The organism is Burkholderia sp. HI2761, from assembly GCF_002223355.1.
GTDB lineage: Bacteria > Pseudomonadota > Gammaproteobacteria > Burkholderiales > Burkholderiaceae > Burkholderia.
This window is the reverse complement of sequence record NZ_NKFN01000006.1, coordinates 30067-54298: the sequence shown is the minus strand read 5'-3', so window position 1 is coordinate 54298 and position 24232 is coordinate 30067. Positions and strand designations below refer to the sequence as shown.

12 protein-coding genes are annotated in these 24232 nt (G+C 68.2%); 4 read left to right on the top strand and 8 right to left on the bottom strand.

Features of this window, described 5'->3' with window-relative positions; translation table 11 throughout:
* The first annotated feature begins 132 nt into the window (after nt 1–132).
* Nucleotides 133–945 carry a hypothetical protein gene (locus CFB46_RS16820; protein ID WP_089500549.1) on the top strand — a complete coding sequence of 271 codons (813 nt, stop codon included), beginning with the start codon at nt 133–135 and terminating at the stop codon, nt 943–945.
* Nucleotides 946–962: 17 nt separating this feature from the next.
* Here the strand turns inward: CFB46_RS16820 and CFB46_RS16815 are convergent, their stop codons facing one another.
* The gene (locus CFB46_RS16815; RefSeq protein WP_089500548.1) at nt 963–2231 is read right to left on the bottom strand and encodes a lipoprotein-releasing ABC transporter permease subunit; all 1269 of its coding nucleotides are present in this window, start codon (nt 2229–2231) and stop codon (nt 963–965) included.
* 294 nt (nt 2232–2525) lie between these two features.
* Here CFB46_RS16815 and CFB46_RS16810 point away from each other — a divergent pair, with 294 nt between their 5' ends.
* Nucleotides 2526–8525, top strand: coding sequence for an alpha-2-macroglobulin (locus CFB46_RS16810; protein ID WP_089500547.1), 6000 nt, complete (start codon nt 2526–2528; stop codon nt 8523–8525).
* A 54-nt stretch (nt 8526–8579) separates the two neighbouring features.
* Nucleotides 8580–11000 carry a penicillin-binding protein 1C gene (pbpC, locus tag CFB46_RS16805; RefSeq protein WP_089500546.1) on the top strand — a complete coding sequence of 807 codons (2421 nt, stop codon included), beginning with the start codon at nt 8580–8582 and terminating at the stop codon, nt 10998–11000.
* 19 nt (nt 11001–11019) lie between these two features.
* Here the strand turns inward: pbpC and CFB46_RS16800 are convergent, their stop codons facing one another.
* The 7 genes from CFB46_RS16800 to CFB46_RS16770 all read right to left on the bottom strand — a co-directional run bounded on the left by CFB46_RS16800 (nt 11020) and on the right by CFB46_RS16770 (nt 21450).
* Entirely contained in the window at nt 11020–12426 is a 1407-nt protein-coding gene (locus tag CFB46_RS16800) for a methyl-accepting chemotaxis protein (protein WP_027781372.1), read from the bottom strand.
* 234 nt (nt 12427–12660) lie between these two features.
* A complete protein-coding gene (locus tag CFB46_RS16795) occupies nt 12661–13731 on the bottom strand; it encodes a porin (RefSeq protein WP_089500545.1) in 1071 nt (356 codons plus the stop codon).
* Nucleotides 13732–13945: 214 nt separating this feature from the next.
* Nucleotides 13946–15928 (bottom strand): acetate--CoA ligase, encoded by a 1983-nt coding sequence (gene acs, locus CFB46_RS16790; protein WP_089500641.1) that lies wholly within the window; start codon nt 15926–15928, stop codon nt 13946–13948.
* A gap of 249 nt (nt 15929–16177) precedes the next feature.
* Complete coding sequence (locus CFB46_RS16785; RefSeq protein ID WP_089500544.1) at nt 16178–18046, bottom strand: sigma-70 family RNA polymerase sigma factor; 1869 nt, start codon at nt 18044–18046, stop codon at nt 16178–16180.
* Nucleotides 18030–18344, bottom strand: coding sequence for a high-potential iron-sulfur protein (locus CFB46_RS16780; RefSeq protein ID WP_027781368.1), 315 nt, complete (start codon nt 18342–18344; stop codon nt 18030–18032). Before CFB46_RS16780 ends, CFB46_RS16785 begins: the two co-directional genes overlap by 17 nt.
* Before the next feature lie 98 nt (nt 18345–18442).
* Entirely contained in the window at nt 18443–19648 is a 1206-nt protein-coding gene (locus CFB46_RS16775) for a c-type cytochrome (RefSeq protein WP_089500543.1), read from the bottom strand.
* Nucleotides 19649–19728: 80 nt separating this feature from the next.
* Complete coding sequence (locus tag CFB46_RS16770; RefSeq protein WP_027781366.1) at nt 19729–21450, bottom strand: methanol/ethanol family PQQ-dependent dehydrogenase; 1722 nt, start codon at nt 21448–21450, stop codon at nt 19729–19731.
* 431 nt (nt 21451–21881) lie between these two features.
* Here CFB46_RS16770 and CFB46_RS16765 point away from each other — a divergent pair, with 431 nt between their 5' ends.
* The gene (locus tag CFB46_RS16765; protein ID WP_089500640.1) at nt 21882–24212 is read left to right on the top strand and encodes a TonB-dependent receptor; all 2331 of its coding nucleotides are present in this window, start codon (nt 21882–21884) and stop codon (nt 24210–24212) included.
* Nucleotides 24213–24232: the final 20 nt, after the last annotated feature.

Sequence of the window (24232 nt, the reverse complement as noted above, 5' to 3'; positions counted from 1 at the left end):
GTGAAATGCTCGTGTCAAACTTTTTTAGTTTGGGTCAAACAAAGTTTCTCTGTGCGGGCGGCGGGCGATCTCAACTTCCCTGAAATCCATCCGTAAACAGCGAAAAACAGGCTCAAAACGAGAGAGAGGGCAATGACGATTCCGGTCACGGCGGCGGGCGGCCTTTCGCTCGCACACATGGCGCAGGCGGCGCTCGACGGGCGCCGGAAGACGGACACGGCCGCGTCCGGAGCGCTGCAAGACCAGCCGCTCAGCGTCCGGGCACTCGATCCGGAAGCGATGCAGGCGGCGATGACGAAACAGTTATCGATGGTGGGCGACCTGTCGATGAAGCTGCGCGGCGTCACCGACGCGCTCGCGACGAGCCTTCAGGACATCGTGGCGAAGCGCCCGGATCTGGCCGATGCACCGTTCGACTTCATGACCGACGACGGCCGGATCAAGGTCGTGTCGAAGACGCTGACGGACGGCGATCGCGCATGGATCGAGTCGACGCTGAACGCGAACGCCGGCCTCGTGCTCGCGACGCGCGCTTTTCACGAGCAGGCCGTCGATATCGCCGCACAAGGCGCGGCCGTGCGCGGCGACACGTTCACGGACGGCGATCGCGCGGCGGCGAGCCAGGGCGCCGATGCACGCTTTCATTTCATGAGCCTGCTCAACCGGTCGGTCGCGGACAACCCGCCGCCCGTGCCGCCCGGCGGGCACTTCACCACGCAGGACGGCACGACGCTGACGATCGCGCCCTCCGTCGGCAGTGCGCGCGGCACGCTTGCGCTGCTGGACACGGCACGCCAGTTGTCGTCGGGCGCGGCGATTTTCGTCGACTCATCCGGCAAGAAGTCCTACGGCATGCGGGTGGAACTCGTCAACGTCGGCTTCGACGTGCTCGCCGCGTACGCGCCGGACGGCGGCAACAGCGTCGGCTTCCACGAGATCGCGTAACGCCGCGCCGGTCGCGCCTACTCGTCGCGCAGCGCCTCGGCCGGCCGCACCCGCGCGGCGCGCCAGCTCGGGTACAGCGTCGCGACGCACGACATCAGGAACGCGGCCGCCGCGATCTCGATCACGTCGATCGCCGAGAGCCTCGACGGCAGCGAGCTGAGGAAATATACGGACGGCGTCAGGAACCGGATGCCGAGCACCTGCTCGATCGCCGGCAGCACGACCGGGATGCTCACCGCGATCGCGCAGCCGAGCGCGACGCCCGCCAGCGTGCCGGCGAGGCCGATCGTCATCCCCTGGATCGCGAAGATCTTCATGATCGCGCGGGGCGGTGCGCCGAGCGTGCGCAGGATCGCGATGTCGCCCTGCTTCTGCGTGACCGTCATCACGAGCGACGACACGAGGTTGAACGCGGCGACCGCGACGATCAGCATCAGGATCAGCGACAGCATCCGTTTCTGCAGCCGCTCGGCTTCGAACCACGTGCGATTCTGCCGTGTCCAGTCGCGGATATAGAGGTTGCCCGACAGCGTGCGCGACAGTGCGAATGCGATGTCGGGCGCGCGCTGCAGATCGTCGACGCGCAGCCGGATGCCGGTCGGCGCGGGCACGTTGAACAGTTGCTGCGCGTCGCGGAGGTGGATGTACGCGAGCGAGCTGTCGTACTGGTAGTGGCCCGATTCGAACGTGCCGACCACGTTGAACTGGCGGAACCGCGGCAGCGCATCGCCCAGGCGCGCGGTATTGCCGGGCGCGAAGAACGTGACGCGGTCTCCGATCGTCACGTGCAGCGCGTCGGCGAGCGCGGCGCCGAGCACGATGCCCATCTCGCCCGGCACGAGCGCGTCGAGACGGCCCGTCTTCAGCTTGCGCGCGATCTCGGACACGCGCGGCTCGAGCACGGGATCGATGCCGCGCAGTGCGACGCCCGTCACGTTGCCCGCGTTCGTCAGCAGCGCCTGCGCGTCGACATAGGGCGCGACGGCACGCACCGCAGCATTCTGCAACGATTCGTGCGCGGTCAGCCGCCAGTCGGGCATCGAGCCGGACGGCGAGAAGATTTCCACGTGCGAGAGCACCGACAGCATCCGGTCGCGCACCTCGGTGCGAAAGCCGTTCATCACCGACAGCACGACGATCAGCGCGGCCACGCCGAGTGCGATGCCGGCCATCGCGGCGCCGGCGATGAACGATACGAAGCCGTCGCCGGCCGAGCGCCGGCCGCCGCGCGCGTAGCGCAGCCCGATCTGCCATTCGAACGGGAGTTTCAAGCGGTTTCCTTTCATTTCGATTCGATCCTGCCGAGCCGCGCATTCTAGCGAACGCTGCGCGACCGCGTGCGGAGGTCGGACGGCGGCGCGTCGCCCGCGGAAATCCGCCCGCCCGGCTGGTGGTCGGCAGGCGTTGCGCGCCGGCACGCCGATATTTCCATCGTTTCGGGTCTGGTCGATAATGGCGCCCAGCATCCGGTCGAACATATCAAGTATTCACGGCGCAACCGGGCCGCGCCGTCACAGACCCATAACAATTCGGGGAAGGTTGCCGCTTGGGCAGCATGTCCTTGACAAGGAAATAACAAAATGGATTTGCTGCGCTTCCTGCTGCTCCTGCCGATTCGCGTGGCGGGTTTCGTCTGGTGGCTGCTCGGCTGTGCGCTGCGGCCGCTGGTCGGCAACGTGTCGTGGACGGCGCCCGCGTGGATGGGCGTCACCGCCGCGGCCGTGCGCCGCCGCCCGTGGCATGCCGGCGGCATCGTGCTGCTCGCGGCCGCGCTCGGTTACGGCGGCTACTGGTTCAAGCATCGCCCCAAGCCGCCGGAGCCCGAAACCGTCGGCTTCACCGTGAAGGCGCCGGCGATCACGACCTACGAGGTCGACGACACCGACAAGCCGAAGATCACCGTGCATCCGCTGGAGGTGGCGTTCTCGCAATCGGCCGCGCCGATCGAACGGGTCGGCAAGCCGGCCGGCGACGGCATCGAGATGACGCCCGCGCTGAAGGGCGCGTGGGAGTGGGCCGACGACAAGACGCTGCGCTTCACGCCGGCGGCCGACTGGCCGGTCGGCGCGCACGTCGAGGTGCGCTTCGCCGTGCATCGGGTGTTCGCGCCGCAGGTGACGATGCACGACGACCGTTTCGCGTTCGACGTACCGGCATTCGCCGCGACGTTCGGCAACAACGAGTTCTATCAGAACCCCGACAATCCGGCGGAGAAGCAGGCGCTGCTGCAGTTGCATTTCAACTACCCGGTCGATCCGGCCGAGTTCGAGAAGCGCATCGGCCTCGTGCTGGTCGGCCGCGACGGCAAGACCGTGTCGCCGCTGCGCTACACGGTCAACTACGACAAGATGAAGACGAGCGCATGGGTCCACTCGCAGCCGCTCGAGATTCCGAAGGATCCGCTGTCGGTGCGGCTCGACGTCGACAAGGGCGTGAAGAGCGCGCGCGGCGGCAACGGCACGCCGGACGTGCTGCACGCGTCGGTGGGCGTGCCGGGGCTGTACAGCCTGTCGATCGACAATATCGCGCCGACCCTGGTCGACAACGAGCGCTACGAGCCCGAGCAGGTGCTCGTCGCCGAAACCTCCGACGGGGTGCGCGGCGCCGAGCTGGCCGCGCGCGCGAAGGCGTGGGTGCTGCCGAAGCGCAAGCCGGGCGTTGATCAGCCGGACGACGATCCGCCGTACGAATGGAATTTGGCCGACGTCAGCGACGCGGTGCTGAAGCAGTCGAAGCCGCTGCCGCTCGAAGTCGTACCGACCGAGGACGACTTCGCGACGCTGCAAAGCTTCAAGTACCACGCGACGCCGGGCGAGCGCGTCGTCGTGCGGTTCGAGGGCGATTTGAAATCGGCGGGTGGCTATCGGCTCGGCGAGGCGGTGACGAACGTATTCACGGTGCCCGACTATCCGAAGCTGCTGCGCTTCATGGCCGACGGCTCGCTGCTGTCGATGAGCGGCAGCAAGCGGCTGTCGGTCGTGTCGCGCAACCTGCCGGGCATGAAGGTCGAGATCGGCCGCGTGCTGCCCGACCAGATCCAGCATCTCGTGAGCTTCAACAACGGCACGTACGCGCGGCCCGAGCTGTCGTATTCGTTCAGCGAGGATCACATCGTCGAGCGCTTCGTGCAGACGCGCGCATTCCCGGCCGGCGATCCCGGCAAAGCCCATTACGAAGGCATCGATCTCGGCCAGTACCTGAAGGGCGGCAAGCGCGGCGTGTTCCTGCTGCACCTGTCGAAGTACGATCCTGCCGCCGAGAAGAAGGCCGACGATGCGAAGGACGGCGATGCATCGTCCGACGGCGGCAGTCAGGATCAGTCCGACAACGCCGATTCCGGCGACAGCAGCGGCAATGGCGACGACGGCGACAACGCGCTCGGCGACACGCGCCTGATCGTCGTGACCGATCTCGGGATGCTGGTCAAGAAGGCGCTGGATGGCAGCCAGGACGTGTTCATCCAGTCGATCCGGTCGGGCAAGCCGGTTGCGGGCGCAACCGTGTCGGTGCTGGCGGTGAACGGCCAGGCGCTGTTCTCGCAGACGACCGGCGCCGAGGGCATCGTGCATTTCCCCGCGTTCAAGGGGCTCGACCGCGAGAAGCGTCCGCAGCTGTACGTCGTGAAGAAGGACACCGACCTGTCGTTCCTGCCGGTGGCCGGCCGCGACCGCCAGCTCGACTTCTCGCGCTTCGACGTCGACGGCGAACGCAACGCGACGGGCCAGGGGCAACTGTCCGCGTACCTGTTCTCGGATCGCGGCCTGTACCGGCCCGGCGACCCGTTCCACATCGGCCTGATCGTGCGCGCGGCCAGTTGGGCGCGCAGCCCGGCCGGCGTGCCGCTGCAGGCGGAGATCGTCGACCCGCGCGGGATGACCGTCGAGCGCAAACCGGTGACCGTCGACGCGACGGGTTTCACCGAGCTCGGCTACACGACCGCCGAAACGGCGCCGACCGGTGCGTGGACCGTCAACCTGTACATCGTCAAGGACGGCCAGCCGGGCGCCGAGCCGATCGGCAGCACGACGGTGCAGGTGAAGGAATTCCTGCCCGACCGGATGAAGGTCGGCGCGAAGCTGTCGCAGCAGGTCGTTGAAGGGTGGGTGAAGCCGAAGGGGCTGAAGGGCATCGTCGATGCGCAGAACCTGTTCGGCACGCCGGCCGAGAAGCGCCGCGTGGCGGCGACGCTGACGCTGCGCCCCGTGTGGCCGTCGTTCCGCAGTTGGCAGGGTTATCACTTCTTCGACGCACGCCGCGCGAAGGAGGGCTACACGACCACGCTGCAGGACGGCACGACCGACGACAAGGGCCATGCTGAGTTCGATCTCGATCTCGACAAGTACGCGGACGCGACCTACCAGCTCTACTTCCAGGCGAAGGCGTACGAAGCGGAAGGCGGCCGTAACGTCGCCGCGAACGCGCAGGCGCTCGTGTCGAACAACGACTGGCTCGTCGGCTACAAGTCGGTCGACGATCTCGGCTACGTGAAGCGCGGCAGTCCGCGCACGGTGCGGCTCGTCGCGATCGACCCCGGCGCGAAGGCGATCGACGTGAAGGACCTGCGCGCGCAGCTCGTCGAGCAGCGTTACGTGTCGGTGCTGACCAAACAGGATTCCGGCGCATACAAATACGATTCGCGGCTGAAGGAAGTGCCGGTCGACGAGAAGCCGCTGTCGATTTCGGCGGCCGGGCTCGACTACGCGCTGCGCACCGACAAGCCGGGCAGCTATGCGCTCGTGATCCGCCGCGCCGATGGCGCCGCGGTGAACCGGATCGAGTATTCGGTCACGGGCGCCGCGAACGTCACGCGTTCGCTCGACCGCAACGCCGAGCTGCAAGTGAGCCTCGCGAAGCACGACTTCAAGCCGGGCGAGCAGGTGGAGATCGCGATCCGCGCGCCTTACGCGGGCAGTGGCCTGATCACGATCGAGCGCGACAAGGTGTATGCGCACGCGTGGTTCCACGCGGACACGACGAGCTCGATCCAGCACATCACGGTGCCGGCCGGTTTCGAAGGCAACGGCTACATCAACGTGCAATACATCCGCGATCCGTCGTCGGACGAAATCTTCATGAGCCCGCTGAGCTACGGCGTCGTGCCGTTCTCGGTGAACCTCGACGCACGCCGCAACGCGGTGAGCGTCGATGCGCCGGCGCTCGTGAAGCCGGGCGACACCGTCAACTTCACCGTGCATTCGGCGAAGCCCGCGAAGGTCGTCGTGTTCGCGGTCGACGAAGGCATCCTGCAGGTCGCGCGCTACAAGCTCGGCGATCCGCTGAAGTTCTTCTTCCGCAAGCGGATGCTCGAAGTCGGCACGTCGCAGATCCTCGACCTGATCCTGCCGGACTTCGAGAAGCTGATGGCGATGGCCGCGCCCGGCGGCGACGCCGACGACGCGATCGGCCGCCAGCTGAACCCGTTCAAGCGCAAGCGCGACAAGCCGGTCGTCTACTGGTCGGGGATCGTCGACGTGAACGGCGAGACGCGCCTGAGCTACACGGTGCCCGACTACTTCAACGGGAAGCTGCGCGTGATGGCCGTGTCGGTGTCGCCGGACCTGGTCGGCACGTTCGAGAGCGCGACGACGGTGCGCGGCGATTTCGTGCTGTCGCCGAACGTGCCGACGACGCTCGCGCCGGGCGACGAGGCCGACGTCAGCGTCGGCGTCGCGAACAACCTGACGGGCCTCGGCAACCAGCCGGTGCCGGTCGCGGTCACGCTGAAGACGGGCCCGCAATTGCAGGTGATCGGTGCGGCGACGCAGAACGTCGCGCTCGCGCCGCAGCACGAAGGCGTCGCGCTGTTCCGCGTGAAGGCGACCGACACGCTGGGCTCGGGGGCGCTGTCGTTCGGCGCGCGCTACGGCGCGAAGGGTGCGCAGCAGCGCGTCGACGTGTCGGTGCGGCCGGCCGCCGCGTTCCGCACGCAGCTCGACATCGCGCGGCTCGATCCGGGCAAGAAGGCGGGCGTGCCGAACCTGCGGTCGATGTACGACGCGTACGCGTCGCGCGACGCGAGCATTTCAACCGCGCCGCTGGTGCTGTCCGAAGGGTTGTCGTCGTATCTCGTCAACTTCGATCACTTCTGCAGCGAGCAGATCGTAAGCGCGGCCGTGCCACGCTTGTTCGCGGCGAAATGGCTGTCGGTACGCGCGCTGACGAGCGCGATGCACGCGCCCGAAGCCGGCGCCGATGCGGCCAACGCGAGCGCGATCGCGCAGTTCCTCGGCGTGTTGCGCGGCCGGCAGAACGCGCAGGGCGGCTTCGGCCTGTGGAGCGCGACGCCCGATGCCGATCCGTTCGTGTCCGCGTATGCGATGCACGTGCTGCTCGATGCGCGCGACCGTGGCGTCGCGGTGCCGAAGGACATGCTCGATGCAGGCAACGCGTATCTGCAGCGGCTCGCCGCGAACGATTCGCTCGGCTCGCTCGACCTGCTGCGGCAGCGCGCGTACGCGGTGTACCTGCTGACGCGCCAGGGCAACGTGACGACCAACAGCCTCGCGGCCGTGCAGAAGCGGCTGCAGGCGGCCTATCCGAACGACTGGAACAAGGATCTCGCGGCGGCGTGGCTCGCCGCGTCGTATCAGTTGCTCAAGCAGGACAAGGAGGCCGCCGCGCTGATCGCGGGCCCGCAGGCGTTGCTCGAACGCAAGCGCGCGTCCGACGGCGATGATTCGACGGGCTACTACATCGATCCGCTGACGCGCGATGCGAGCGTGCTGTACCTGCTCGCGAAACACTTCCCGGAGCGCGTGCGCAAGCTGTCGCCGCGCGCGATGGACAACCTCGCCGCGCCGCTCGTCGACAACCGTTACAACACGCTGTCGTCGGCGATGACGATTCTCGCGCTCGACGCGTATGCGGCATCGAACGCGGGCCAGCTCGACCAGCTCGCGATCAACGAAGTGCGGGCGGGCGCCGCGCCGAAGGACGTGTCGTCGATCCAGGCGAACCTCGTGCGCTCGGGCACGTGGGCGGCCGGCGCGTCGCGCGTCGATTTCGTGAACGCCAGCGCGCTGCCGGCGTGGTGGGTCGCGAGCCAGTCGGGCTACGACCGCGGCACGTCGACGAAGGCGATCAAGAACGGGCTGGAGATCGTGCGCGACTACACGGATACGGACGGCAAGCCGCTTGCGAAGATCGCGCTCGGCCAGGAGATCGACGTGCATCTGAAGATTCGCGCGACCGGTTCGGCGAACGTCGGCAACGTCGCGATCGTCGACCTGCTGCCGGGCGGCTTCGATCCGGTGATCGCGCCGCCGCCCGTGACCGATACGCCGGACGGTGACGGCAATGGAGACGGCGGTGCGTCGGCGCCGGCGGCCGATGCGCCGTGGCATTCGCCGATCGGCGTGAAGGGCTCGACGTGGCAGCCGCAGTTCGCGGATATCCGCGAGGATCGCGTGGTGATCTACGGCACCGCGACGACCGACGTGCGCGAGTTCGTCTACCGGATCAAGGCGAGCAACGCAGGCCGCTTCATCGCGCCGCCGGCCTACGGCGAATCGATGTACGACCGCCGCGTGCAGGCGCAGGCGCCGGGCGGTACGGCGCTGACGGTGGAGCGCGTGCGATGACGATGCGCGGGCGCCGGCGTTGCCGGCCACGTCGAAAGCAAGGAGCGACCGCGCGTGATTGATGCATCCATGCTTCGGCGCGCGCGCCACGGCGCCGGCCGCTGGCTGCATCGCTGGCAGAACTGGCTCGCGGGCGCATTGCTCGTGTTCGGCGCGCTGGCCGCGTGCCGGCTGTGGCCGCATCCGCCGCTGCGCGACTGGAAACCGTCGTCGGTCGCGGTGACGGACGCGCACGGCCGCTTGCTGCGCCTGACGCTGGCGAAGGATGAGCGCTACCGGCTGTGGGTGCCGCTCGACCGGATGTCGCCGCAGTTCGTCGAAGCCGTGATGCTGCACGAGGATCGCTGGTTCCGGTGGCATCCGGGTTTCAATCCGTACGGGCTCGCGCGCGGCGCATGGATCACGTATGTGCGCGGCGGCAATCCGCAGGGCGGCTCGACGCTGACGATGCAGCTCGCGCGCTCGCTGTGGAAGCTGAACACGCGCACGCCGGCCGGCAAGCTCGAGCAGGTCGCACGCGCGGTGCAGCTCGAACTCTTCTACTCGAAGCGGCAGATCCTCGAAGCGTATCTGAACGATGCGCCGTACGGCCGCAACGTCGAAGGCGCGGGCACCGCGAGCGTCGTCTATTTCGACCGGATGCCCGACGCGCTGACGCTGCCCGAGGCGCTCGCGCTCGCGGTGATTCCGCAGGACCCGGCGCGGCGCGTGCGCGGCGGGCAGGAAGAGATCAACCGTGCACTGGCCGCGTCGCGCAACCGGCTGTATGCGCGCTGGCTGACGAAGCACCCGGGCGATGCGTCGCTTCAGCCGTTGTTCGCGTTGCCGCTCGCGATGCGGCCGCTGTCCGCGCTGCCGTTCGATGCGCCGCATGCGGTCGACCAGGCGCTCGCCGCGCGCGGCGCGTGGCGCACGACGTCGGGGGGCACGGCGGCTGCCGACAGCGACGGCGACGGCGGCGCGCGGCTCGCGACGACCATCGATCTCGACCTGCAACGCACGCTCGAACGGCAGATTTCGCGCTACGTCGCGCGCAACGATACGCGCGGCGTGCGCAACGCGGCGGCCATCCTCGTCGATACGCGCGACATGGGCGTGAAGGCGCTGGTCGGCTCGGCGAACTTCTTCGACCGGACGATCGACGGGCAGGTGAACGGCACGCTTGCGCGGCGCTCGCCGGGCTCGACGCTCAAGCCGTTCATCTACGCGCTCGGCTTCGACCAGGGCGTGCTGCATCCGCAGACCGTGCTGCGCGACGTGCCGACGTCGTTCGGCCCGTATGCGCCGGAGAATTTCGACGGTCATTTCCTCGGGCCGATCACGGCGACCGATGCGCTGAATCGCAGCCGCAACGTGCCGGCCGTGTGGGTCGCGTCCCAGCTCAAGTCGCCCGACCTGTACCGGTTCCTGCAGGACGCGGGCGTGCGCCGGCTCGCGAGCGCGCAGCACTACGGGCTCGCGCTCGTGCTCGGCGGCGGCGAAGTGACGATGCAGGATCTCGCGGCGCTGTATGCAATGCTCGCGAATCGCGGCGAGTTCAGGCCGCTGCGGCTGCGCGCGGACGAACCGGCGCTGCCCGGCCGGCGCCTGCTGAGCGCAGAAGCGAGCTACATGACGATGGACATGCTGCGCCAGCATCTGCGCCCCGACGAGACGAGCGGCGCGCAGCCGTCGAGCGTGCCCGTGTACTGGAAGACCGGCACGTCATGGTCGTTCCGCGACGCGTGGACGGCCGGCGTGTTCGGCCCGTACGTGCTGGTCGTGTGGGTCGGCAATTTCGACAATTCGACCAATACCGCGTTCGTCGGTGTCGATGCGGCCGCGCCGCTGTTCTTTCAGGTCGTCGATGCGATGAACGCCGAGCGTCCGCTCGTCGAGCCGCCGCGCGCGGTGCCGCCGAACCTGAAGCGCGTGCGGGTCTGTCTCGCGAGCGGCGATCTGCCGAACGAATGGTGTCCGCAGCAGGGCTGGACGTGGTTCATCCCGGGCACGTCGCCGATCCGCGTGAGCACCGTGCACCGGCCCGTCGTGATCGACGACGCGACGGGGAAGGCCGCCTGTCCGCCGTACGACGGCAAGCGCACCCATACGGAGGTCTTCGAGTTCTGGCCGTCGGACTTGCAGCAGGTGTTCGCGCAGGCCGGCATTCCGCGCCGGCGGCCGCCGCAGAATGCGGATTGCCGCGATGCCGGGCAGGTGGAAGGCGATCCGCCGCGCATCACGTCGCCGCTGCGCGGCAGTACGTATGCGATGCGCGTGAAAAGCGCCGACGAAACCCGCATCGCGTTCAACGCGAGCGCCGATGCGAGCGCGCATGCGCTTTACTGGTTCGTCAACGACGCGTATGTCGGCCGCAGCGCGCCGGGCGACGCGCTGTTCTGGCAGCCGCGCACGGCCGGCAGCTATACGGTGCGCGTGGTAGACGATCACGGGCGCAGCGACCAGCGGCCGCTGGGGGTGGGGCTGGAGCAGTAGGCGCGGCCCCCGCGCCGGCTCAGACGCTGTAGCCGATCCGCAGGACGCCCCATGGCCGCCCGCCGACGACGATCGGCGCGGACACGTCCTTCATCAGCACGAACTGGCCGTTGCCCATGTCGCGCCGATAGGTCTGCAACAGGAACGGCTTGCTGTGCGAGACGGACATGCGCGCCGTCCGGTCCGTGTAGATCCGGCGGTTCCGGCAATTCGCCGCGTTCCAGGCGGCGTCCGCGCGCTGGGGCAGCGAAAACTTCCGGTTGTGGGTCGGCAGGTAGCACTGCCGGTCGAAGCTCGCGCAATAGACGACGCGCTCGTCCATGTCGAGCACCGGCTCCTGGATGGCGGGCAGCACGCGATCGGTAAACGCCGTGAAGCGCGTCGTGAACTGCTGCGGGTCGGTGCCTGGAATCGGTTCGTAGTGCGCGTCGAAGAGCGCGTCGAGCGCGATATCGCCGCGGCCGACCGCCTCCTCGAAGAGTTTGCTGATCGCGGCGGCCGTGCGCTGCGCGGTGTCGATCAGGCGCGTGTCGGGCGATTCGATGCCGGTCGCGGCCGTGAGCTCGATCAGCGTCTCGGAAACGGAGAGCAGATTGCCGAGCCGGTCCTTGGCCTGCGAGAAGTTGTCGGCCGAGTGCTCGACGCCGGACGCCATCTCGCCCACCTGCTCGTCGAGACGGTGGCACTGCGCCTCGATCTCGTCCGTCAGCGACGCGATCTGTTCGGCCTCGCCGGCGAGCTCGGTGATCGCGTGGCCGGTCGCGTGCACGACCTCGCCGATCGTGCGCGTGCCCTCGCGCACGCGATGCGCGCGGGCGGCGTTGTCGGTGCCTTCCGCGATCAGGTGTTCGGTTTGCTCGGCGAGCCGCGCGAGGGTCGTCTCGATCTGGGCCGTCGCCTGCCCGGTCTTCGCGGACAGGTTCTTGACCTCGGCCGCGACGACCGCGAAGCTGCGTCCCGATTCGCCGGCGCGCGCGGCCTCGATCGCGGCGTTCAGCGCGAGCAGGTGGGTCTGTCGCGCGATAACGGAGATTTCCTCGGACACGGCCCGTACGTGATCGAGCGCGTCGCGCAGCGCGCCCATCTGGTCGCTGATCGTGGTGACGCCCTCGACGAGCCCGTGAATGTCGGCGAGAGATGCCTCGATCGTCTGCTGCGACTGCCGGACCGCATTCGACGCATTCGCGCTGACATCGCGCACCTGCTGCGCGGTCTCGGCGATCCGGTGGTTGCCGCGCAGCGTGAGCGCCGCCGATTCGCGCAGCGTGTGGCACACCTGCGCCTGCCGGGCGACGCGGGCCGCGACTTCCTCGACGTGGCCCGACACGTCGCAGATCTCGATGCCGAGCCTGCCGGCCTGTTCGGCGATGTCGCCGACGAGCGCGCGCGACGAACGGCGGCCGCGGCCGATTCCGAAGAAGTTCACGTTGGTGGGTCTCCTTGAGGGCACGCGCGCCGGGTTCCCGGCGGATGTTGTGCGTGCGTTCCTGACTTGACGGCCGCACGGCCGCGGACTTGAGGTCGGGTAAACATCGAGATCGGCAGGCCGGACGGCCGGACGGATGCCGGGTGGGATGCTTGCGCGCCACGTTTCCGTGGCGCCGCCGCGGCGTGGAGCCGGACGGGCGGCGCGCGGCGGCGCCCGTCCGCGGGTGCTGCGTCAGAACACGTGGTGGATGCCGGCGTTGACGCCGACCGTCGTGCCCGGCAACCCGTACAGCGCGCCGCCCGTGATGCCGAGGCCCGTGTTCATCGCACCGTGGTTGTTGACCACGCCAACCTGTGCATACAGGCCCGTTCGCTTCGACAGGCTGTAGTCGGCGCCGATCGCGGCAAGCAGCGAATGATTGTGCGAATCGTTGCGGTCGGTCGTGTACCACGCACCGGTGTTCAGGTCGAGGGCCGGCGTGACGCGATAGTCGAGGCCGGCGCTATACACGTTGTTGCTGAACGAGCCGGCGACCTTGTAGCTCGTGAACGATGCCTTGCCGGTCACCGGCCCGAACGTATAGGCGGTGCCGATCGTGCGGCCGACGAACGCGACCGTGCTCGGCACCGGCGTCGGCGACGTGCCGCCGTTGCCGTCGTAGAGCGCCGCGTTGAGCATGAAGCCGCCGTTCGTATAGGTGAGGCTGCCGGAATACTGGCGCCCTGCCTGGAAGTCGCCGGCCTTTCCGCCGAGACCGAACATCGCGCTGGCCGTCAGCCCGGCGATCGTGGGGCTCGTGTACGAAATCGCGTTCGGGTTGAAGAGGCCCGTGACGAGCACGTTGTCGACATACGGAACCAGCGCGGCGCCGAAGTGCGAGACGTTGCGCGGATCCGATCCGAGTATCGCGAGCACGAACGGCGAGAACTGCAGGCCGACCTTCGTTTCGCCGAAGCCGCCGTCGATCCCGACCCACGCCTGGCGGCCGAAGAAGTTGCCGTTCGAATGACCGAACGCGCCGTCCGTGATGTTGAAGCCGCTTTCCAGCTTGAATATGGCGTGCAGCCCGCCGCCGAGATCCTCGGTGCCCGTGATGCCGAAGTTGGTCGGCGTCATGCCCGTGTCGGTCAGCGCGAACTGGCGACCGGCGTTGCCGCCGGTTGCCGAATCGAGCGATCGGCTCGTATAGAGCAACGCCGCGTCGAGGTCGCCGTACAGCGTGACGCTGCTCTGCGCGAAACCGTTCGTGCTTGCCGCCGCGCCGAGCAGCGCCGCGCAAATCGTCCATGTCTTGCTCTTCATCGTCTGTCTCCGTTTTGTGAGTGTTGTAATACGTACGACTAATTAAAATTTCCATGGCGGAAGCGATGCGAGCCGCCTGCATGCCGTGCCGTCGGGGAACGCACGGCGATGCTTCTCGCCGGCGCGAAGGCGGCCGCGAGCCCGGCTCGGGAGCGGGCTTGCGGTCGTGCCGAGGCGCCGCGGTGAAGCGATACGCCCGCCGTGGCGGGCGGTGTCACATCGAGCGGTTCAACTGCTCGAGGATGGCCGGATTCTCGAGCGTGGACGTATCCTGCGTGATCGCCTCGCCCTTCGCGAGCGAGCGCAACAGGCGCCGCATGATCTTGCCCGAGCGTGTCTTCGGCAGGTTGTCGCCGAAGCGGATGTCCTTCGGCTTCGCGATCGGCCCGATCTGCTTGCCGACCCAGTCGCGCAACGTCTTCGCGAGCGCCGCGGCTTCGTCGCCTTCCGGGCGCGAACGCTTCAGCACGACGAACGCCACCACCGCCTCGCCCGTCGTGTCGTCCGGACGGCCCACCACCGCCGCCTCGGCTACCAGTTCGTGCGACACCAGCGCCGACTCGATCTCCATCGTGCCCAGCCGGTGGCCCGACACGTTCAGCACGTCGTCGATCCGGCCCATGATCGTGAAGTAGCCGCTCTCCTTGTCGCGCACCGTGCCGTCGCCGGCGAGATACAGTCGCCCGCCGAGTTCCTCCGGGTAGTAGCTCTTCTTGAAGCGCTCCGGGTCGCCCCAGATCGTGCGGATCATCGCTGGCCACGGCCGCTTGACGACGAGAATCCCGCCTTGCCCGTTCGGCACGTCGTGGCCCGTCTCGTCGACCACCGCGGCCGTGATGCCCGGCAGAGGCAGCGTGCACGAGCCCGGCACGGTCGGCGTGGCGCCCGGCAGCGGCGTGATCATGTGGCCGCCGGTTTCGGTCTGCCACCACGTGTCGACGATCGGGCAGCGCTCGTGGCCGACGTGCTTGTGGTACCACATCCACGCTTCCGGATTGATCGGCTCGCCGACCGTGCCGATGATGCGCAGGCTCGACAGGTCATAGCTCTTCGGGTGGACCTTGTCGTCGGCTTCGGCCGCCTTGATCAGCGAGCGGATCGCCGTCGGCGCGGTGTAGAACACGGTGACCTTGTGATCGTCGATCATCTTCCAGAAACGGCCGGCGTCCGGATAAGTCGGCACGCCCTCGAACACGACCTGCGTGCCGCCGCACGCGAGCGGGCCGTACGTGATGTACGTATGGCCCGTGACCCAGCCGATGTCGGCGGTGCACCAGAACACGTCCGTGGGTTTCCAGTCGAAGGTCCACTTCATCGTCTGCGCGGCCCACAGCAGGTAGCCGCCCGTGCTGTGCTGCACGCCTTTCGGCTTGCCGGTCGAGCCCGACGTATACAGGATGAACAGCGGATGCTCGGCGCCGACCCAGGTCGGCTCGCAGCGCTCGGATTCGCCGTCGGCGAGCTCGTGCATCCACAGATCGCGCTGGGCATGCCAGTCGATCTTGCCGCCGGTGCGGCGATAGACGATCACGCTCTTGACCGCTTCGCAGCCGCCCATCGCGATCGCCTCGTCGGCGATGCTCTTGAGCGGCAGCGTCTTGCCGCCGCGGGCCTGCTCGTCGGCGGTGACGAGCGCGACCGCGCCGACGTCGACGAGGCGCTCGTTCAGCGATTTCGCGGAGAAGCCGCCGAACACGACCGAGTGCGTCGCGCCGATGCGCGCGCAGGCCTGCATCGCGACGATGCCTTCGATCGACATCGGCATGTAGATGACGACGCGATCGCCCTTGGCGATGCCGCGTTTCTTCAGCGCATTCGCGAAGCGCGACACGCGGGCGAGCAGGTCGGCATAGGTGACGCGGGTGACGGAGCCGTCGTCGGCCTCGAAGATCACCGCGACGCGCTCGCCGTTGCCGGCCTCGACGTGGCGGTCGAGGCAGTTGTACGACGCGTTCAGCTCGCCGTCGTCGAACCATTTGTAGAACGGCGCCTGGCTCTCGTCGAGCACCTTGGTGAACGGCTTGTGCCACGCGAGGCCCTCGCGCGCGAGGCGCGCCCAGAAGCCTTCGTAATCCTGCTCGGCCTCGGCGACGAGCGCGCGATAGGCCGGCATGCCGGAAATGGTCGCCGTCTTCTCGAGCGCCGCGGGCGGCGCGAACTGACGGGTTTCGTGAAGAACCGATTCGATCTTGGACAAGCGTGTCTCCATGCGTTCATGTGATTCCTGACGGCGCTCGGGGAAACGCAACATGCATGCCAGCCGGGCGACCGCTGCGCGACTGCGCCGAAAGCCTTGACTGCCGGGCGCGTGGCGCCGACCCGGTCGGATCGGCGGTGTCGCGCACGGGAGCGCGATGCGGCGTGGCGTTCAGAAATGCAGCAGATCGTGTTGCAGTCCTGAGCAGTCGACGTGCGTGCCGGATGGTGGCCGGCCGTCGCGGCCGCGTCAGGCGAGCAGCGAGCGTAGTGCCGGCGCGTGCCTGAATTGACGGATGCGTTCGAGCGCCGCCACCTCGAGCTGACGGACGCGTTCAGCCGACAGGTTCAATTGCCGGCCGATCTCGCGCAGCGAATACTCGCTTTCGACATCGATGCCGTATCGCAGGCGAAGAATCCACGCTTCGCGTGTCGGGAGGCGGTCGATCAGCGCGGCGACCGCCGCGCGCAACTGGCCGGCGCTTGCCGCTTCTTCCGGCGTCGGTGCGTCGGGGTCGATCGTGACGTCGCACAACGTGAGGTCGTGATCGGGCGAAACCGGCAGGTCGGCGGAGATCGGTTCGCGCACGATGCTCATCAGCTCGCGCACCTTGTCGACGGGCAGCCGCATCTGCGTGGAGAGCGCCCGCGCGTCGGCGACGTCGCCGGTTCGTTGCCGATGTATTCGCGCGAGCCGCGACAGCTTGTTGAGCGTATCGACCGTATGCGCTGGCACACGTATCGTGCGCCCGAGATCGGCGAGCGCATGCGTGATCGCCTGCCGGATCCACCAGGTCGCATACGTCGAGAATTTGAAGCCGCGCCGGTGATCGTAGCGATCGACGGCCTTCATCAGGCCGATATTGCCTTCCTGGATCAGATCGGAGAACGGCAGGCCGCGATCGGCATAGCGTTTGGCGACCGAGACGACGAGCCGCAGATTGCTCTGAAACAGCTTCGTTCTCGCGGGTTGCGTCGCCCGCTCGATGCGCGAGAGTCGCGCATCGAGCGCGATCGCGATGTCGAGCGGCAGGAGAGACTGGCCGGCGAGGCGAGCGAGCATGCCGCGCGTGTCGATCAGCGCCGGCGCATGGCGGGCGAGCGCGGCGGCGCAGTCGGGATGCGCGGCGCCGCATGCGTACAGCCATGCGCGTACGTCGTCGCACCGTGTGAAAAGGTCGTGGCGCGCGGGTTCCAGATGTATGCCCGAGGCGGCCAGCGTGTCGAGGAGCCGTTTTTCGAACGTGCGTGCCCGAGTCGCGCGCTCGCGGTTCGCCTGCCCGATACGCTCGATCGCGCGCGAGGTGAAGCGGATTCTGTCGGTCGACGCGGCAGCCTCGCGCAGTAGCGCCCGGTAAGCGGCCGACGCGAAACCGTCCGCGTGCAATGCGTGCTGCATCGCCGAGGCCAGCGCGCCCGCGCGCTCGAGCGCTTCGACGACCGTATCGCGCCATGCCGGGCTGTCGAGCGAAGGACCGACGGCATCGTCCGGCGCCGGCGACTCCGCGGTCGAATCGTCGGGCAACATCGCCGGCGCGCTCGCGGACGGCTCGATATCGCCGGCGAATCCCGTCACGTAAACCGACGCCGCCACCTTGCCGGCGCGGATGTCGCTCGCGATCTCCGCGATGACGGCGAGCGCCGCCGGGTCGCGGCTCAAAGCGTCGATGCATGCGGCGCGGCCGCTTTCCAGCCGAAGCGCGAGCGCGATCTCCTCGTCGCGTTCGAGCAGCGGCGTCGCGCTCATTTCCCGCAGATAGAGTCGGACGGGGTCGTTGGTCCGGCCCGCGAGCAGATCGTCGGCCGCGAGCGGCGTCGATGCGTCGACGAGCGGCGACGCGACGTCCGACATCTGCGCAAAATGGCGGTCGAGTGTCCACGCGGTACGCGCGCCGGCATGCTCGCGCACGTCGATGCCGAGCTCGCGCAGCATCGACGCGGCCGCGTCGTCGGACGACGCGTCGGGCAATGCATCGGCGATTTCACCGTGCGTCACGTATCCGCGCTCGACGCCCAGCGCGATCAGCGCATGCAGATGGACCGCGCGTTCGGCGTCCGCGCCGCGCCGCGGCGCGCCGTCGCGCTCGCGAGCGGGCCCTGCATCAAGCGCGCTTGGCATAGACGTTGCACCAGCCTTCGGCGGCAACCGTCTTGCCCGCGAACATCGGGCACGTACCGGAGGATTCGCCCGCGGCGGCCTTGTAGAAGCGGCAGTTCGAACAGGTCTGGCCGGCCTGATACTTCGGGAACTTGCCGGCGTCGACGGCCGTCGCCTTTGCGCGGTAGCCGAGCGTCTTCGCCGCGGCGTCGTTTTCGTCGACGGGCGCTGCGGCGGCGAATGCGCGCGTGCCGGCCGCGAGTGCGGCGCACAGGCCGGCGGCCTGCACGAAGAAGGTTCTGCGAGGGCGGGAGATCATGGTGTCGTCCTGAATGAAATGACAAGAAAAAGTCGGGCCCGCGCGCCGGTCATGCTGACTGGCGCGGCGGTCGACCGAAACGAAAGCGGGCGGGAAAGTTACTTGCGCGGCCCGGCGACGAGCGGCGCCTTCGACGCGTTGGCGATATCGGCGGTCAGCTTGCTCTTCGACGCGTCGTAGCCGTTCGAGTAAAGCAGGAACGCCATCAGGTCCTCGTATTCCTGTGCGGTCATCTTGCCGGGGCGGTCGGCCGGCATGTTGCTCGACATGTACAGGAAGATGCCGCCGACCGTGATGTGCGACTTGCCCTCGGGCGCGAACGATTCCCCGCTCAGCGCGGGTGCGGTGTTGCCCTCGAGCTGGTCGCCGTGGCATTTCGCGCACGAATCGGTATAGAGCTTCTTGCCGTGTTGCACCTGCGCCTGGTCGAACGACGGGACGCCGCTGCCTTCGCTCGTCGAAACCTTGATGAAGCCGCTTCTTGCCGGCTGCCGAGCGGCCGCGATCGCGCCGTCGAGGAACCGGCCGCGCACGGGCGTCGCGGCGGCTTGCGCGATGTCGTCGGGAAGCGTCCAGCCGCGCGTGAGCGATGCGAGACGGCCGTTGCCGCTCATTTGCGACAGCGTGGCGTCGATGCGCTGTTGCAGCGCGTCCTTGCCCGGCCCGAACGCGAACGACAGTTGCCAGTCGGAGTACGGTGACGACGTCGCCGCCACCTTGAACCGTTGTTGCGGGTGCGCATGCGCGTAGGCGACGACGCTCGGATACCAGACGATCGCGCGCTGGGCGCGGCCGGCGGCGAGCGCGCCGATCGTTTTCTCGCTGGTGTTTTCGAGGTCGAAGCGGGCGTTGGTCTGCTGCGCGGCGATCAGTTGCGACGGGCTGCCGTACGTGGCCGCGATCGTTTCCTTCGCGCCGGTCGGCGCTTGCGCATCGCGCAGGGAAACGCTGACGTAGCCGGAGCGCAGATAGCCTTGCGAGAACGTCATTTTCGATCCCGACGCATCGGCGATCGCCGAACGCGGGAAGCCCGCGATCACGTCGCAGTCGCGTTCGAGCGATTTCGTCAGCTCGCCGGCGGAGATGCCGTCGTCGTCGCCGTTGTCGTCGACGCCGCGTTTGTTGAAGGTCGCGGCGATGCCCGCGGTGCGGAACACTTCGCGCGCAACGGAGCGGTCGAGCGCCGTGGTCGGGCTGCCGGGCAGCGTGCAGACGCGCACGCCGGCCGACGCGGCTGCCGGTGTCAGCGCCACGCCCACGGCGAGCAGACTGGCGACGGTAACGGAAGTGAGGCGAGTATTCATGGTCGTGTGTCCGGTTGAAGCGGGTGGGGCGTCGCGCCCGCATCGGGCGCATGCGGGCGCGACTCAGGCGTGGCGCCTGTTCAGTTGAGCGCGAACACGTAGAGCGTGCCGCCGCGCGGGACGTCCTTCGCGATGTCGGCCATCGGGCCGCCCCAGATCGGGTTCGCGCCGCCGTAGCCGGCGAGCACGGCGACGTACTCCTTGCCGTCGACCTCGTACACCGACGGCTGCGAAATGATGCCGCTCGCCAGTTGCGGGCTTTCCCAGAGCACCTTGCCGGTCGCCGTATCGAACGCGTACAGGTGGCCGTCGAGCGAGCCGCTGAACGCGAGGCCGCTCGCCGTGGTCGCGACGCCGCCGTTCCACGGCTTCTTCGACCAGTGGCTCCACAGCTTCTTGCCGGTGTTCACGTCGATGGCCGTCAGTTCGCCGTAGCCTTCGCTGCCCGGCTCGGGCTTGATCTCGAAGCCTTCGCCGAGATACGGCAGGCCTTCCATGTAGCTGACCGACTTGCCGGTCAGGCTCATGCACGCATGCAGCGCGGGCACGACCGCGATGTTGCGTTCCTGGTCGTACGAGATCGACCACCAGTTCTTGCCGCCGAGGAAGCTCGGGCACGTTTCGATCGTCGTGCCGGCCTTCGGGAACTTCGATGCGTCCTGGACCGGCTTGCCGTCGGCCGTGTAGCCGGTGACCGACAACGTCTTCACGAACGGCGTCGCGTAGATCAGCTTGCCGGTCGTGCGGTCGATCGCGTGGAAGAAGCCGTTGCGGTCGGCGTGGATGATCGCGTCGTAGTCCTTGCCCTTGTACTTGATGTCCGCGAGGACGGCCGCGTTCACGCCGTCGTAGTCCCACGTGTCGTTGTTCGTGTACTGGTAGTGCCACTTCAGGTTGCCGCTCTTCGCATCGAGCGCGAGCAGCGAGTCGGAATACAGGTTGTCGCCGGGACGCAGCGCGGCGAGCCACGGGCCCGGGTTGCCGACGCCCCAGTACAGCGTGCGCGACGCGGCGTCGTACGTGCCGGTGAGCCACGCGGCGCCGCCGCCATGGCTCTGCATGCCGTCGGGCCAGGTTTCCGCGCCCTTTTCGCCGGCGCCGGGGATCGTGTAGCGTTTCCAGACCTGCGATCCGTCCTCCGGATTCAGCGCGGCGATGTAGCCGCGAATGCCGTATTCGCCGCCGGACGTGCCGACGACGATCGCGCCGTCGATCGCGAGCGGCGCGAGCGAGAATGCGTAGCCGAGGCCCGGCTCGAACATCTGCTTCTTCCATACGAGATTGCCGGTCTGCGCGTCGAGCGCCGCGATTTCGCCGTTCAGCATCGCGATGTAGACGTTCTTGCCGTACAGCGCGACGCCGCGGTTGACGACGTCGCAGCACGCGGTCTTGAACGATGCGGCGCCGAGCTTCGGCTCGTATTTCCACAGCTGCTTGCCGGTCTTTGCATCGAACGCGTAGACGTTGTCCTTCGGCGTCGTCACGAACAGGTAGTTGCCGTTGACGATCGGCGTGGCCTCGAAGCCCTGCTTCAGGTCGGCGGGGAATTTGTACGCCCACACCTGCTTGAGATCCTTCGCGTTCGACGTGTCGATCTGCTTGAGCGGAGAATGCGAGCGGCCGTCGTAGGTGCGGTAGTAGGTCAGCCAGCCCGGATCGCCGTGTGCATCGGTCAGGCGCTGGTAGGTCACGGCCGGGTAGTCCGCGGCCGCTTCGACGAGGCCGGGGTTCAGCGCGACGGCGGCCGCCACCGCGATTCCGATCGTCGCCAGCCGGCTCGCTGAAGCCGAGAATTTCTTCATGGTTGTCTCCTGGGTCATTGTGGTCGCACCGCCGCGAACGAGTCGTCGCGCCGGCACGGTTGGGATTCCGGGCCGAGTGCACTGCCCGTTACGCAAGTCGCATGCCATCGCGGCCGGAAGCCGGCGTGGTGCGGCATACCGGCGCATCGCAGGTGATGCGTCGCTCGACGCATCGCGCCATCGGCTCAACGAAGGTGTTGCATTCAGGTACACCGTCGCGCGCGAAGTGTTGCCAAACATGACAGGTGGCGCAGTCCGCGGAACAGCGGGCCGTCGGTCGCACGCATGTCGGTTCGAGGCGGTGGGCGGCGCAGCACGCACCCCTCGTGCTGGGGGCGCTGGCACGGTTCTCGCGCGCCGGCTTCGCGACAACCCGTCGCCGCGCGGTGCATCGCACGGGCCGACGCAATACGAGTGCGGAGACAACGGAAATGATCAGGAGACCAAAGGCAGCCGCGCGCGACGGCGCGACGCGGCGTGGCCGGCGTGTGCGAGGCGTCGGCACGGCCCTCGGCGCGCTGGCGCTGTTCGGCCTGCCGCCCGGCAGCGCGCGCGCGCAGCAGCAGGCGGATGGCGCCGCGCTCGCGCTGCCCGCCTCGACCGTCGTGCTGCCCGCGGTAGTCGTCGTCGGCACGACGCCGCTGCTCGGGATCGGCACGCCGCTGTCGAAGGTGCCCGCGAACGTGCAGACGGTGCGTGCGGCCGAGCTCGACGTGCAGCACCGCGCGACGCTCACCGATTTCTTCGCCGCGAACCTGCAGAGCGTGACGATCTCGGACGCGCAGGGCAACCCGTATCAGACGGACGTCAACTATCGCGGTTTCACCGCGTCGCCGCTGCTCGGCACGCCGCAGGGGTTGTCGGTATTCGTCGACGGCGTGCGCGTGAACGAGCCGTTCGGCGACGTCGTGAACTGGGATATCCTGCCCGCGCAGGCGATCGACCGCGTGCAGTTGATTCCGGGCTCCAACCCGGTGTACGGACGCAATACGCTCGGCGGTGCGCTCGCGATCACGACGAAGAACGGCCGCTCGAACCCGGGCGGCGAAGCGGAAGTGTCGGGCGGCGCTTGGGGCCGCAAGACCGCGGCCATCGAGCAGGGCGGGACGATCGGCCCGAACCTCGACTACTACGCGACCGCGAACGTCGCGAACGACGGCGGCTGGGCCGACCATAACGCGAGCCGCGTGAGGCAGGCGTTCGGCAAGCTGCGCTACACCGATGCGGACACGACGCTGTCGATCGCCGCGGGTGGCGCGGACAACACGCTGTCCGGCACCCAGACGATCCCGCGCTCGTTCCTCGGCAACCCGAAGCAGGCATATACGTATCCGGACCGCAACCGCAACAGCGCCGGGTACCTGACGCTGTCGGGCGACCGTTTTTTCGGCGAGCACGTCGAGCTGAGCGGCAATGCGTACTACCGGCACCTGCGCAACGCCAACACGAGCAGCAACAACAATACCGACTACGGATCGGTGGGCGACGACGGTGCGGTCGACACGGTGCAGGGCAGCAACGCGCAATCGACGGTCGTCACCGACAGCTACGGCGGCAGCGTGCAGCTCACGCTGCTCGGCAAGCTCGGCGGGATGGCGAACCGGCTGGTTGCCGGCGTTTCGGCCGATATCGCGAACTCGAGCTACGTCGCGTCGTCGCAGGATGCGTCTTTCACCGACGCGCGCGCAGCGATCGGCATCGGCGATTTCGTTCGGCAGACCAGCGCGAAGACGCGCAACGCGAACGTCGGCGCATACCTGAGCGATGCGCTGTCGCTGACGCCGCACTGGACGTTGACGCTGTCGGGCCGCTACGACTGGTCGAAAGCGCAGATCGGCGACGAGAGCGGCGTGCAACCGCTGCTCGACGGCAACCATGTGTTCTCGCGCTTCAACCCGGCCGTCGGGCTCAACTGGAATCCGGTCGCGGGCTTTACCGCCTATGCGGCCTACAACGAAGGCATGCGTTCGCCGACCGCGATCGAGCTGGCGTGCGCGGACCCGGCCGCGCCGTGTTCGCTGCCGAACGACTTCGTCGCCGACCCGGCGCTCAAACCCGTGATCTCGAAGACGTTCGAGGCCGGCGTGCGCGGTCGCATCGGCGCGGCGACGAGCTGGAGCGCCGCCGCCTACCGCACGACGCTGACCGACGACATCCAGTTCATCAGCAGCCCGGCCAGCGCGCAGGGCTATTTCCGCAACGTCGGCGACACGCGGCGGCAGGGTGTCGAGCTCGCCGGCCGCACGCGGTTCGGCCCGCTCGGTGTCGGGCTGTCGTACAGCTATGTCGATGCGACCTACCGTTCGTCGTGGACCGAACACAGCCCCGCGAATTCGGCGGCCGACGCGCACGGCAACGTGACGGTCAAGCCGGGCGAGCGCATGCCCGGCATTCCCGCGCATACGGTGAAGCTGCGGCTCGACTACGCGGCGACGCGCGCGTGGGACATCGGCGCGAACGTCACCTGGCGCAGCGACGTGTACGCGCGCGGCGACGAGAACAACGGCGACGCGAACGGCCGGATCGCGGGCTACGTGCTGGTCGATCTCGACATGCGTTACCGGGTCACGAAGCGGTTCGAGGTGTTCGCGAGCGTGACGAACCTGTTCGACAAGCGCTACGCAAGCTTCGGCGCACTCGGCCAGAATTTCTTCAACGGGCCGAACCACACGTTCGACGGCGCCCATCCGGCGAACGAGCAGTTCGTCGGGCCGGGCGCGCCGCGCGGCGCGTGGGTCGGCGTGCGCTATGCGTGGGATTGAGCGGCGCGCGATCGCGTGGG